Source organism: Nocardia sp. NPDC055165, from assembly GCF_053606985.1.
The window spans coordinates 135,206-148,514 of record NZ_JBSGSS010000014.1; the positions used below are offsets into that span (position 1 = coordinate 135,206).

At 69.3% G+C, this 13,309-nt stretch carries 11 protein-coding genes; 10 read left to right on the forward strand and 1 reads right to left on the reverse strand.

Features of this window, described 5'->3' with window-relative positions; genetic code table 11:
- Positions 1-143: 143 nt before the first annotated feature.
- The 4 genes from ACWFRF_RS26140 to ACWFRF_RS26155 all read left to right on the forward strand — a co-directional run bounded on the left by ACWFRF_RS26140 (position 144) and on the right by ACWFRF_RS26155 (position 3,908).
- The gene (locus ACWFRF_RS26140; protein ID WP_452452724.1) at positions 144-2,657 is read left to right on the forward strand and encodes an AAA family ATPase; all 2,514 of its coding nucleotides are present in this window, start codon (positions 144-146) and stop codon (positions 2,655-2,657) included.
- A gap of 85 nt (positions 2,658-2,742) precedes the next feature.
- Complete coding sequence (locus ACWFRF_RS26145; RefSeq protein WP_170112314.1) at positions 2,743-3,168, forward strand: hypothetical protein; 426 nt, start codon at positions 2,743-2,745, stop codon at positions 3,166-3,168.
- A gap of 56 nt (positions 3,169-3,224) precedes the next feature.
- Positions 3,225-3,614, forward strand: coding sequence for a YchJ family protein (locus tag ACWFRF_RS26150; RefSeq protein WP_452452726.1), 390 nt, complete (start codon positions 3,225-3,227; stop codon positions 3,612-3,614).
- Between the two features lie 18 nt (positions 3,615-3,632).
- Positions 3,633-3,908: a SelT/SelW/SelH family protein gene (locus tag ACWFRF_RS26155; RefSeq protein ID WP_132369677.1), complete on the forward strand. Its 276-nt coding sequence runs from the start codon at positions 3,633-3,635 to the stop codon at positions 3,906-3,908.
- 20 nt (positions 3,909-3,928) lie between these two features.
- On the opposite strand, the gene ACWFRF_RS26160 is transcribed toward ACWFRF_RS26155, so the two are convergent.
- A complete protein-coding gene (locus tag ACWFRF_RS26160) occupies positions 3,929-4,150 on the reverse strand; it encodes an FmdB family zinc ribbon protein (RefSeq protein ID WP_378916873.1) in 222 nt (73 codons plus the stop codon).
- A 105-nt stretch (positions 4,151-4,255) separates the two neighbouring features.
- Between ACWFRF_RS26160 and ACWFRF_RS26165 the strand changes: the two genes are divergently transcribed.
- The 6 genes from ACWFRF_RS26165 (at position 4,256) to ACWFRF_RS26190 (ending at position 13,268) form a co-directional block, all read left to right on the forward strand.
- Positions 4,256-5,383, forward strand: coding sequence for an ROK family protein (locus tag ACWFRF_RS26165; protein ID WP_452452728.1), 1,128 nt, complete (start codon positions 4,256-4,258; stop codon positions 5,381-5,383).
- 172 nt (positions 5,384-5,555) lie between these two features.
- Positions 5,556-6,599: an ABC transporter substrate-binding protein gene (locus ACWFRF_RS26170; protein ID WP_378993493.1), complete on the forward strand. Its 1,044-nt coding sequence runs from the start codon at positions 5,556-5,558 to the stop codon at positions 6,597-6,599.
- Positions 6,596-7,447 (forward strand): ABC transporter permease, encoded by an 852-nt coding sequence (locus ACWFRF_RS26175; protein WP_379311950.1) that lies wholly within the window; start codon positions 6,596-6,598, stop codon positions 7,445-7,447. The genes ACWFRF_RS26170 and ACWFRF_RS26175 overlap by 4 nt, the downstream gene beginning before the upstream one ends.
- Complete coding sequence (locus tag ACWFRF_RS26180) at positions 7,423-8,163, forward strand: ABC transporter ATP-binding protein (RefSeq protein WP_387447536.1); 741 nt, start codon at positions 7,423-7,425, stop codon at positions 8,161-8,163. Before ACWFRF_RS26175 ends, ACWFRF_RS26180 begins: the two co-directional genes overlap by 25 nt.
- Positions 8,164-8,175: 12 nt before the next feature.
- Entirely contained in the window at positions 8,176-9,519 is a 1,344-nt protein-coding gene (locus ACWFRF_RS26185; protein WP_378993498.1) for an LLM class flavin-dependent oxidoreductase, read from the forward strand.
- Complete coding sequence (locus ACWFRF_RS26190; protein WP_452452732.1) at positions 9,516-13,268, forward strand: ABC transporter ATP-binding protein; 3,753 nt, start codon at positions 9,516-9,518, stop codon at positions 13,266-13,268. The genes ACWFRF_RS26185 and ACWFRF_RS26190 overlap by 4 nt, the downstream gene beginning before the upstream one ends.
- Positions 13,269-13,309 lie beyond the last annotated feature (41 nt).

The following is a 13,309-nucleotide window of genomic DNA, read 5'->3' on the forward strand; positions in this document are numbered from 1 at the left end:
CCGTGGCGCCGCGATGGCCATTCCACTCCCGCGGGCAGATTCGCTGGGGGCCCTGCGCATCCCCTGGGCGAACATCCGGCGATCGGGTAGCGTTTCAACCAGGATCGCCGCGTTGCGCGCCGACGCGAAGGGGGATGTCGCAAGTGTGCTCGGATCGGATCGCCGAGGTGGTCGCGCGCGAGCTCGCCGCCGACCCGGCAGTGGAGGAACGGGTCGCCGATTGCGTGCTCGCCGCGCTCACAGCTGTCGACGGTGACTCGGCCGCAACGGATTCCGGTGATACCGGGGTCTTTCTGCGGTCGATCACCGTGCAGGGTTTCCGGGGAATCGGTCCCGCGGCGACGCTGCGGTTGAATCCGGGGCCCGGCCTGACCCTGGTGGTCGGTCGCAACGGCAGCGGGAAATCGAGTTTCGCCGAGGCCGCGGAATTCGCGTTGACCGGCGGGAATCGCCGCTGGGACGGTCGCTCGACCACCTGGCGCGAGGGATGGCGCAACCTGCACGAACCCGAGACCGCCCGGATCGACGTCGAGCTGCTCACGGCGGGCGACGACCCCGCACTCTCGGTCGCGACCAGCTGGGACCCGAGTGCGGACCTGGCCGACGCGCGGTGGACCGAGCGGCGCGGATCCGAACCGGCGGCCTCGGTCGACCCGCACGGACGGCGCAGGCGACTCGATCTGTACCGGCCGTTCCTGTCCTACAGCGAGCTCGGCGCGCTCGTCGACGGGAAGCCGAGCGACCTGTTCGACGCGCTGCATCGCCTGCTCGGCCTGGACGAGCTGGCCGCCGCGGCCGAACAGATCCGATTGCGCAAGCTGGAACTCGAACGGGCCGTGAAGGATTCGCGCCAGTCCCGCGCCGACCTGCTGGTCGAGCTGGCCGAGGCCGATGACGAACGGGCCCGTGCCGTGGCCGACCTGCTGCGCACGCCGGACCCCGATCTCGACGCGGTGGCGGGCGCGGTGGCCGGTTCGGTCCTCGGCATCGACGGGCCGGAGGGTTTGCGCGCGATCCTGCGTCTGTCGTTGCCCGATATCGCGCGGGTTGCCGCCACGACCGATCGACTCGCCGAAGCAGCCCGGAATGTGGCGCGCCACGAGACAGTCGATACCGAAGCTGATCTGCGAGTGCTCGAATTGCTCACGCGGGCGCGCGCACACGTCTCGACGGCAGGTTCGTGCCCCTGCCCGGTCTGTGGACGCGACGAACTCGACGCCGACTGGCTCGCCGCCGCTGATATCGAAATCGCCTACCGCACTCGGGAACTCGCGGCCCTACAGGCGGCCACGGCGGAATTCGACACGGCTCTGACAGCGGCCCGCAACCTCCCCGCAGACCTGCCGATCGAGTTCGGTTCGGCAATCGCGGTCGGTGCCGGCGCAGTGAGTCTCGCGGGGCCGGCGTTCGATCCGGCGGGGCGCCGGGCAGATGCGCCCGCGCCGTACGCCACGTCGGACTCGTTGCGTAAACAGCGCGACATCGTCGGACAGCTCTGGTCGGAGTGGGCCGCGCTCGCGACGGCCGACTACGAAGGCCGGCTCCCGGACCGGCTGCGCACGATTCACGCCGACCTCACCGCGGAACTCGCCGCACTGCAACGGGATACGCGCACCGAACTGGACCGTCTGGATGCGGTGTGGTCGCCGTTGGTCCCGCGCGTTCTCGCGTGGCTCGACCCCGCCCGCGCCGTCGCCGACCACGCGAGCGAACTGCGGGTGGTGAAGAGGGCGGCCGAGTGGCTCAAGGCGGCGACGGCGACGATCCGCGAGGAGCGGATGCGGCCGCTGGAGACCACGGCACGGTGGGTGTGGAGCACCCTGCGGCAGCAGAGCAATGTCGAGCTCGGGGCGATTCGGTTGCAGGGCAGCGCGGGCACAGCGCGGCGGGTGCTGCTCGATGTGACCGTCGACGAGGTGGACGGCGCGGCGCTCGGCGTGATGAGCCAGGGGGAGCTGCACGCGCTCGGACTGTCGCTGTTCCTGCCGCGAGCCACGGTGGCGCACAGCCCTTTCCGGTTCGTGATGATCGACGACCCGGTGCAGGCGATGGATCCCGCGAAGGTGGACGGGCTGGCCAGGGTGCTCGCCGAGGTGGCGGCCTCGCGGCAGGTGGTGGTGTTCACCCATGACGAGCGCCTCGCCGAGGCGGTGCGCCGCATGCAGCTCGACGCGACAGTGCTCGAGGTGCAGCGTCGCGAGCGGTCGATCGTCGAGGTCAGGGTGACCGGCGACCCGGTCCGCCGCTATCTCGACGATGCCCGATCCCTGCTGCGCACACCGCAACTCCCCCCGGCGATCGCCGACGAGCTCGTCGCTACCTGCTGCCGTTCGGCGATCGAAGCGGCCGGGCTGGCGAAAGCCCGCCAGGAACTCCTGGCGGTGGGCCTCGAGCACGGGGAAGTCGAGCGGCGCGTGCGCAACGCGCACACCACCCGTGCCATGATCACCCTCGCCATCATGGGTGTCGGCGCCCGCGTGGACGACCTGAACAAGCACCTGAGCGCGGTCGGCGGACGCTGGCTCGTCGGCGTCCTTCGCGATGCCACCGCGGGAGCGCACGTGCCGATCGATCGTCCGATGCGCGAGTTGATCAGTGACACCGAACGATTCATCACCTGGCTGCGGGCGCACGAGCCGGCGGCGGCGCGCCCATGAGTGGGCTCGCCGGAGACTCCGGCAGGCGTCTTCGCGGCCGACGGGAGACGATGGCCGCGCGCACCCGTGCCGGTACGGTGGGGTCGTGAATCGTCGCGGCAGGCCGGCTCGCGCGAAGTTCAGCCCGCGGCCCTCGGTGGCGCAGCGGCTGGAAGCCGCCGAGAACTTGTTGGACGGGTCGGTATCGGATGCCGGCGGGGTGTGGTCGCGGGCAGTGGCCTGGATCCTGCGGTTGGCGCTCGAGCAGGCGGTGGACCAGCTGTGGGCGCAGGTGGCGCCGGAGCTGATGCGGTGTCCGATGCGGGCGCAGCTGCTCGCGTTGCGGGTGTACGCGGGGCCGGAGACCGCCGGTCAGGTCGGTGCGTTGTGGGCGGCGCTGTCGCGGGCGGCGCATCATCTCGACTACGAGATGGCGCCCAGTGTCACCGATCTGCGGCGTTGGCGGGATCAGACCGCGGAGCTGGCGCGGGCGTTGGAGCTCGCGCCCCTCGCGCACCAGCCGTTCGGGTGACCAGCGCCGAGCGGACCTGTGCGTGGCGTGGGGGTTGGGTCCGGCAGGATGACGGTATGGGTGAAGTGAGAGCGTGTCCGTGTCGTCGAGGTGAGTCGTTCGACGCCTGCTGTGGACCGATTCTGGCCGGGGAGAAGGCCGCGCCGACCGCGGAGACGCTGATGCGTTCGCGCTACAGCGCCTACGTCGTCGGCGATGTGGACTACCTGCTGCGCTCGTGGCACCCCAGTACCCGCCCCGCCGAGCTCGAGCTCGATCCGGACCAGCGATGGCTGTTCCTCGAAATCGTGGGCACGCAGCGTGGCGGGCCGTTCGACGACAACGGCACCGTGGAGTTCATCGCCCACTACACACTCGACGGCGCACGGGACACGATGCACGAGCTGAGTACCTTCGTACGGGTCGACAGGGCCTGGGTCTACCTCGACGGGACATTCCAGGCCTGATCAGGGGATACTGCTCGGGTGCCCCGTATCGCGATCGAATACTGCACCCAATGCCGCTGGCTGCTGCGCGCGAGCTGGATGGCGCAGGAACTGCTCACCACGTTCGCCACCGAACTCGGTGAGGTGGCGCTCGTGCCCGGTCAGGGCGGCATCTTCCGCATCACCCTCGACGGCGAACAACTCTGGGAACGCAAGGCGGACGGCGGTTTTCCCGATATCGCCGTCCTCAAGCAGCGCGTGCGCGACCGGATCGCACCCGATCGCGACCTCGGCCACGTCGACCGCCGCGACTGACGGCCGGGCAACCGGCGGGGTCAGCAGCAGCCGCCGCCACCGCAGCAGCCCCCACCCGCCGGACGTGGCGCGGGCGCGGGGGCGGGCGCCGAGCCGCGTCCCACCGCCGCGAAGGTGGTGAGCAGTTTGACGGTGTCGTCGTGGCCGACCGGGCACGTGGCCGGATCCGAGGACTGCGCCATCGGCCGGTTGACGTCGAACGTGTCGCCACAGGAGCGACACCGGAAGCTGTAGTTCGGCATCGGCCCAGTGTAAGGCCGATGCTTGCGATCACGCTGCGCCGAACGCTTCGTCGTGGCCGCTGCGCTCCGTACCGTGAGCGAACAGCGGTGATGGCGAGGTGGCGCATGGCGAACAGTAGCGCGGGGGCGGTATTGCGGGCGGTGCTCGACCTCGGGTCGGCACCGCGCAGCGTGGTGGCCAGACACGCCGGGGTTTCCCCGGCCACGGTCACCTGGCAGAGCCGGGCGCTGGTCGAGGCGGGACTGCTCGTCGAACTGCCGGAGTCACCCGGGCCGGGTGGCGTGGGCAGGCCACACAGTCCGATCGCGCTGGACGCGGTCGGCAATGTGGTGATCGCGGTGCACATCGCGGCGGTGCAGATCACCGTCGCGGTGGTCGACATCGCCGGTGCGGTGCTGCACAGCGAGCAGGTGCCCCATCGCACCCATGCCCCGTACGACATCCTCGACGCCGTGCTGGAGCGAGTGCGCGCGGTCGGGGCCGCCCTTGCCGACCAGGTGCGGATCCGCGGGCTCGGGGTGGCGATCGGCGGCCGTGTCGACACCGCCACCGGTTCGGTCGTCGAACACTCCTATCTGCGCTGGCGTGATGTGCCGGTTCGCGAATACCTGAGTGCCCGAACGGGTTTACCGGTCAGTGTGGACAGCCATACCCGCGCGACGGTGCACGCCGAGCAGCTCTACGGACGCCTGCGTGGCTCGGCGAGCTCGATCGTGCTGTTCGTCGGCAATGTCATCGACGCCGCCATCGCCGTGCACGGCCGCGTCCACTGCGGGCCACATTTCGGGGCGGGCTCGATCGCCCGATTGCTCGGCACGACCGACAGATTCGCGCTCGAGGCTCTCGGTGACCACGCGTTGCTGGCGCGTGCCGAAGCGGCCGGCCGGTACGACGGCTTCCCCGCATTGGTGGCGGCGGCCGCGGCGGGTGGCCCGGAACGCGAGTACTTCGTCGAGCGCGCCACGGTGATGGGCGAGGTCGCCGCGGCACTGATCGATCTGATCGACCCGGAAGCGCTGGTGCTGATCGACCGTGGCCTGATCACGGTTCCCGGCGTCCGCGAAGCCTACGACGACGCGGTGCGCGCCCACTCGACCATCGGCGCCGACCCGTCCGAGGTGATCTTCGCGTCGACGTTCCCCGGTCAGGTGCTGGTGATGGCGGCGGCCGGAGTGGTGTTGCAGGAGTTGTTCAGCGATCCCCTGAGCACGGTTGTCGCGCAGGCAGTTTGATTCGTGGTTATTTTAAGACAGTCGAATATTGACCGGAAGCGGCGTCACCCGCGACAGTTGACACTATGAACAAAATGCAGTCCGGCGTCGCCCGGGTTACGTCGGATGTGCTGTGTTGTCGCGGTTCGAATTCCGTCGCCGACAATTCTTCCATCAAATTCGGGAAATCACCTTGCGTAAAAATATTCGACGAATAGCACTTCTCGCCGCGGCGGCTTCGCTGCTCGCGGTCTCCTGCGCCACCGGTGACGAGGGCGGCGCCGCGCTGACGAATCCGCTGCCCACCCAGGTCCCCGCCGGGGTCTCGCTCGCGGTCGCGGCCAATACCGCCAAAGTGGCGCTGACCGCGTCGGGAGAACTGAACAAGCTCGGGTTCACGGTGTCGTCGTGGCCCGCCGTGCAGGCCGGCCCCGATGTCATCCAGGCTTTCCGCGGCGGCTCGGTCGACCTGGCCACCAACGCGGGCATTCCGCCGATCCACGCGCACGCCAGCGGGCTCGACGCGAAGATCGTCGGTGTCAAGGTGCGCACGACCCCGCTGTACAAGCTGGCCACCGCCCCCGGATCGACCTTTACCAACCTCGATGGGCTGCGCGGGAAGAAGATCGGCTTCTCGCCGGGCCAGGCGCAGGGGTTGGTGGTGTTGCGCACGCTGAAGGCGGCGGGCATCCGCACCGACGAGGTGCAGCTCGTGGAGCTGCCGAGCACGAAGTTCCTCACTGCCCTGCAGGCCAAGGAAATCGATGTCGCCCCGTTCGGCGAACCGACCCTGACCAAGTACCTCGACAAGTACCGCGTCGACGGCGCCACCGCGATCGACACTCCCGCCGTCGACGCGCTGACCGTGCTGTGGGCGCCGACCTCGGTGCTGCGTGACGACAGCAAAGCCGCTGCCGTCGCCGAATTCGTGAAATTCTGGGCACGCGGCGAAGTCTGGGCCTGGGAGCATCCCACGGAATGGATCGACGCGTACTACGTCAAAGATCAGTCGGTCTCGGCAGAGGACGGCAAACGCATTGTCGCCACGACGGAAAAGCCGTATTTCCCGGAGAATTGGAACGAGGCGATCACCTGGGAACAGGAGACGATCGATCTGGTGACCAAAGCCGGCTTCTTCGGTAATTCCTTCCCCGCCGGCGAACTGTTCGACCGCCGATTCGAGAAGATCGCGTTCGACGCGGTGCCTGCGCCGTATCGCACCAAGGGGCAGCAATGACCATCGCCCTGTCTCGCACCGCGATTCCGGTTTCCGCACCGTCCGGTGACGGATTCGTCGAGCGGCGCACGCTGCGCCGGCTCGGACTGCGCAAGGCCTTCCCCGCCGCCCGCCTGCTCGGTGTGGTCCTGGTGGTCGCGGCCTGGGCCGCGGGTTCACTGCTCGAACTGATCGACCCGCGCAAACTGTCAGCGCCGTGGACTGTCCTGGCGACCGGCTGGGAGTTGCTGGTCGACGGGCCACTGCTGGCCAACCTGGGGGTGTCGCTGCAACGGGTGCTGATCGGCATGGTCCTCGGCGTGCTCATCGGCACCACGCTCGCCGTGATCGCGGGACTTTCCCGGTGGGGTGAATCGCTCATCGACGGCCCGGTCCAGATCAAGCGGGCCATTCCCACCCTCGGCCTGATTCCGCTGATGATCCTGTGGCTCGGTATCGGCGAGGAATTCAAGCTCGTGCTCATCACCCTGGGCGTGGTCGTGCACATGTACATCCAGACCCACGCCTCACTCACCACGATCGACCAGAAACTGGTGGAACTGTCGGAGGTGCAAGGCGTTTCACGCGCGGAGTTCATTCGCAGCGTGGTGCTGCCCGGATCGCTGCCCGGCTTCTTCCTCGGTCTGCGGATGTCGGTCACCAGTGCTTGGCTGGTGCTGATCGTGGTCGAGACGGTCAACGCCATCGACGGTCTCGGCAAGATGATGTCGAACGCGCAGAACTACGGGCAGGCCGATGTGATCCTGGTCGGCTTGGTCGTCTACGCCGTCTTCGGCCTGGCCTCGGATTCGGCGATCCGCCTGGTGGAACGGAGGGTGCTGTCATGGCGACGCACTATCGCGGGGTGAGCGAGCCGAAGGTCGCGGGTGTCGAAGTGCGCTCGCTCACGCGAAGATTCGGCGATCGCACGGTGCTCGACTCGATCGACCTGACCATCGCGCCCGGCCAGTTCGTCGCCTTGCTCGGACGCAGCGGCTCCGGCAAGAGCACGTTGCTGCGGGCGCTCGCCGGGCTGGACTACGACGTCGACGGCGGCGGCACACTGCGCATCCCGGCGAAGACCTCGGTGGTGTTCCAGGATTCACGGCTGCTGCCCTGGCAGCGGGTGCTGCCGAACGTGCTCTACGGGCAGCCGCGCACGCGCCGCGCCGCCGGCGAGCAGGTCCTGGCCGAGGTCGGCCTGGCCGGTCGGGAACGCGCCTGGCCCAGAGAGCTCTCCGGCGGTGAGCAGCAACGAGTGTCGCTGGCCCGCTCCTTGGTCGGCGAACCGGATCTGCTGCTGGCCGACGAACCCTTCGGCGCGCTCGACGCGCTCACCCGGATCAAGATGCACGCTCTGCTGCGCGACCTGATCAGCCGGCATCGTCCGACCGTGCTGCTGGTCACCCACGATGTCGACGAGGCTGTCGCACTGGCCGACCGGGTGATCGTGCTCGACGACGGAAAGCTCGCGGTGGACATTCCGGTCGACCTGCCCGGCGAGCGTGATCCGAGCCAGCCCGCGTTCCAGCGCATCCGCCGCACTCTGCTCACCGCACTCGGGCTTGCCGAGACCGCGGCCTGAAAGGCACCCATCATGTCGAAGAAACTGCACCTCAACGCTTTCCTGATGTCGGTCGGTCACCACGAGGCGGCCTGGCGGCTGCCGGAGAGCGATCCCCACGCGCACACCGACATCAACTACTACGTCCGGCTCGCCCAGACCGCCGAGCGCGGCAAGCTCGACTCGATCTTCTTCGCCGACAGCCCGGTACTGATGGGCGACCCCGGTCGTCGGCCGAGCGGCAAGCTGGAGCCGACCGTCATCCTGACCGCGGTCGCCGTGCAGACCAGCCGGATCGGCCTCATCGCCACGGCCTCCACCAGCTACAACGACCCCTACAACCTCGCGCGCCGGTTCGCCTCGGTGGACTGGGCGAGCAACGGCAGGGCAGGCTGGAACATCGTCACCACCGCCGGTGCCGACGCGGCCCGCAACTTCGGTCTCGACGACACCCCCGACCATCGGCTGCGCTACGAGAAGGCCGCCGAATTCGTCGACGTGGCAACGAAACTGTGGGACAGCTGGGACGACGACGCCATCCTGGCCGACAAGGAACTCGGCATCCACACCGATGCCTCGAAGGTGCGCAAGATCCTGCACCACGGCGAGCACTTCCGAGTGGACGGCCCGCTGAACCTGCCGCGTTCCCCGCAGGGATATCCGCTGCTGGTGCAGGCGGGATCATCGGAGGACGGCAAGGAGTTCGCCGCCCGCTACGCCGAAGCCGTGTTCACCGCGCAGCAGACGCTCGACGATGCCAAGGCCTTCTACACCGACCTCAAGGCCCGCACCGTCGCCGCGGGCCGCGACCCGGAGAGCATCAAGATCCTGCCCGGCATCGTCCCGATCATCGGCGACACCGAGGAGCAGGCCCGCGCACTCGACGAGGAACTGGCGCGGCTGATCTCGCCCGAATACGCGCGCAAGCAACTCGCCGAGCGGTTCAAGCTGCCCGTCGACGAGCTCGACCTCGACAGTGAGCTCCCCGAGGAGCTGCCCACCGAGGACGACATCGAGGGCGCCAAGAGCCGCTTCACCCTGATCGTGAATCTGGCTCGGCGCGAACGGCTCACGGTGCGCGAGCTGATCGCCCGGCTCGGTGGCGGACGCGGGCACCGCACCTTCGCGGGCACCGCGGTCCAGGTGGCCGACGCCATCGAGGACTGGTTCCGCCAGGGCGCCGCCGACGGCTTCAACATCATGCCCGCGGTACTGCCGTCGGGGCTCGAGCGCTTCGTCGACGAGGTGGTCCCGATCCTGCAGGAGCGCGGCCTGTTCCGCACCGAGTACACCGAGACCACGTTGCGCGGCCACTACGGTCTCGCGCGACCGGCGAACCAGTTCGACGACGCGGACGCGCTCGTGGCCGCCCGATGAGATCGGACTGGATCCGGTACCTGACCCGCCGCTGTCTCGAGCACCGGCGGCTGGTGATCGTCAGCTACACCGGTGCGCTGGCGGCGGCACTGCTCACCGCGGCGCTGCCGCTGGTGGTGCGGCATGTGGTCGACACACTCAGTGCCACCGCGGCGTCGGTGACGCCGTGGGTGGTGCTGTTGCTGGTGATCGGGGTGGCCAGGTTCGCGTCGTCGTACGCGCGCCGGGTGGCCTCCTCCGAGCTGTCGCTGGGGGTGCAACACGACCTGCGCCGCGACCTGTTCGCCGCGTTGCTGCGGCTCAACGGGCGCGAGCAGGCACAGTTGCGCACCGGGCAGGTGGTGAGCAGGGCGATCACCGATGTCACGTTGATCCAGATGTTCCTGCAGCTCATCCCGATGATCGCGGGCAATGTGGCGCTGCTGCTGGCGGTGCTGGTGCTGATGGCCGTGATGTCGCCTGCGCTCACCGTGATCGCGCTGGTCGTGCTGCCGGGGCTGTGGATCGTCACCCGGCGCAGCCAGCGTCAACTGTTCCCCGCGAACTGGGACGCGCAGGCGCGAGCCGCCGAAGTGGCGATGCAGGTCGAGGCCGCCGTGGCCGGTGTGCGGGTGGTGAAGGGTTTCGGGCAGGAGCAATACGAGCTGGATCAGCTGGGCGCGCGTGCGCGGGTGCTGTACCGGTCGCGGTTGCGGGTCGCCCGGATCACCAGCCGGTTCACCCCCGTCGTGCAGGCGGTGCCCGCGGCGGGGCAGGCGCTGATCCTGATCGTCGGCGGGTTGCTCGCGCTGCGCCAATCCATCACGCTCGGCACGTTTCTCGCGTTCATGACCTATCTGGGCGCTTTCGTGGGGCCGGTGCGGCAGTTCTCGATGCTGCTGACCGTGAGCCAGCAGGGCAAGGCGTCCCTCGACCGGGTGCGCGAGGTGATCGAAGCGCCGGACGACGCGGGCGCGGCGCCCGGCGCGGCGGGGACGCCGGTCGCCGCCTCGAGCGGACTCGGCGCCACCGAGCCGCCGTCGATCGAATTCGACGCGGTCACTTTCGGTTTCGACGACACGATGATCCTGGACGGCGTCGACCTGCGGATCGGCTCGGGCGAGACCGTCGCCGTCGCGGGTGGTGCGGGCAGCGGCAAGTCGATCCTGGTGTCGTTGCTGCCCGCCCTGCTCGAGCCCGATTCCGGCGCGGTGCGCTTCGACGGGATCGACCTGCGAATGCTGCCCGACCCACGCGCGCAGGTGGCGATGGTCTTCGAGGACACGCACCTGATGGCCGATTCGATCCGGGCCAACGTCGCCTACGGCAGACCCGACGCGAGCGACGAACAGGTCTGGCACGCGCTGTATCTGGCCGCGGCCGACGAATTCGTCACCGCCCTGCCGCAGGGCATCGACACCACCATCGGTGAACGCGGACAACGGCTCTCGGGTGGTCAGCGCCAGCGCATCGCGCTCGCCCGGGCCCTGCTCACCGAGGCGCCGGTCCTGGTGCTCGACGACGCCACCTCCGCCATCGACGCCCAGGTGGAGGAACAGATCTACCGGCGGATCGGCGCCGAGCTGCGCAAGCGTACGACCATCGTCGTCGCGCACCGGATCTCGACCCTGGCGCTCGCCGATCGGGTCGCGGTTCTCGACGGCGGTCGCGTCGCCGAACTGGGCACACTGCGCGAACTACAGCAGTCCGGCGAACTGTTCCGGGCCCTGTTCACGCCGCCGGAAGTCGTCGGCATCGGCGTCGATCCGCACCGCGACAGCACGCGGGTCGCCACCGAAGAGCTCTGGGTGGCACCGGAAGTCGACTCCGACGACGACCGCACGATGGAACACCTGGCCAAGGCGTTCGCGCGGCGCTCGGCCGGCGCGCCCGCGGGTCCCGGCGGTGGCGCGGGCGGGGGCATGATGGCGAGCGCGCCACCCAGCGGCGATATCGTCGCCCTGCTCGACCGGCTGCCGCCGGTGTCCGGCGAACCCGAGGTCGACCCGTCGTTCTCCCACACCCCGGACACCGCGTTCTCCCTGCCGCGACTGCTTCGCCCGTTCACCTGGCCGCTGCTCGCCGGACTCGGTCTGGTCGGACTCGATGCCATCGCCCAGGTGCTGATCCCGTTCCTGGTGCGCTACGGCATCGATCACGGCGTCCTGGCCGGTGCGCGCGACGTGGTGATCGGCGCGGCCGCGCTGGCGATCGTGGTCGTGGTGGTGGACTGGGCGATCAGCGTCGCCCAGGTGCGCGTCACCGGGCGGGTCGGGGAGCGGCTGCTCTACGGTCTGCGCCTCAAGACCTTCGCCCACCTGCAACGGCTCGGCCTGCAGTATTACGAGCGCGAGCTCGGTGGCCGGATCATGACCAGGATGACCACCGACGTGGACGGGCTGTCGGCGTTTCTGCAGACCGGCCTGGCCACCGCGCTCACCAGCACGGTCACCATCGCGGGCGTGGTCGCCGCACTCCTGGTGATCGACGCCGAGCTGGCCGTGGTGGTCCTCGTGTTGCTGCCGGTGCTCGGCGTGGCGACCGTGGCCTTCCGGCGCGCGTCGATTCCCGCGTACAACCTGGCCAGGGAGCGGGTCAGCGCCGTCAACGCGTATCTGCAGGAGAACGTCGACAACATCACCGTCACCCAGGCGTTCCGCCGGGAGTCGGTGAACCAGAACGAGTTCGAGCGCCGGTCGTGGGCCTATCGCGACGCGCGGCTGCGTTCGCAGGTGCTGATGGCGGTGTTCTTCCCGTGCATCGAGCTGATGTCGGTGATCGCCACGGCCGCGGTGCTCGCGGTGGGCGTACACCAGGTGCGCGACGACGTGCTCACCGCGGGCACGCTCATCGCGTTCCTGCTCTACATCGAGTTGCTGTTCGCCCCGATCCAGCAGCTCTCGCAGGTGTTCGACAGCTATCAGCAGGCGGTGGTCGGCGTCGACCGCATCGGTGACCTGCTGCGCACCCCCGTCGACACCCCCGAGGCCGCCGATCCGCTCCCGGTGACCGGCCTGGACGGCGCGATCGAACTGCGCGCGGTGAGTTTCGGGTACTCGTCGCGGGCTCGCACGGTGCTCGACGGACTGGACCTGCGGATCGAGCCGGGCCAGAAGGTGGCCCTGGTGGGAGAGACCGGGGCGGGCAAATCGACGCTGGTCAAGCTGCTCGCCAGGTACTACGACCCGACCGAGGGAGCGGTTCTCGTCGACGGTGTCGACATCCGCCGGTTCCGGCTGCGCGACTTCCGCAAACGTCTCGGTGTCGTCCCGCAGGAGCCGTTCCTGTTCGGCGACACCGTGCGCGAGGCCATCGCCTACGGTAACCCCGATGCCGAGCCCGCCGAGATCGAGTGGGCCGCCCGCGCGGTCGGGGCGCACGAGATGATCGCGGCGCTCGAACACGGGTACTACCAGCCGATCGGCGCGCACGGGCGCAGTCTGTCGGCCGGGCAGCGGCAGCTGCTGGCATTGGCCAGGGCGCAGCTCATCGACCCGGACATCCTCATCCTGGACGAGGCCACCGCCTCGCTGGATCTGGCCACCGAGGCACGGGTGCGTGCCGCGGTCGACGTGCTGACCGCGGGCCGCACCACGATCGTCGTCGCGCATCGGCTCGCCACCGCCGCTGATGCCGATCTGATCGCGGTGGTCGGCGGGGGCAAGCTCGTGCAGATCGGCGCGCATGCCGAGCTGGTGGCCGTCGATGGACCGTATCGGCGCCTGTGGGCCGCCTATGTCGGTGACGAAGCCCAGCACATTTCCAGCTAATCGGCGAGAGGTCGGCCGCTGTCCGGTGGGGGAGATCCGGC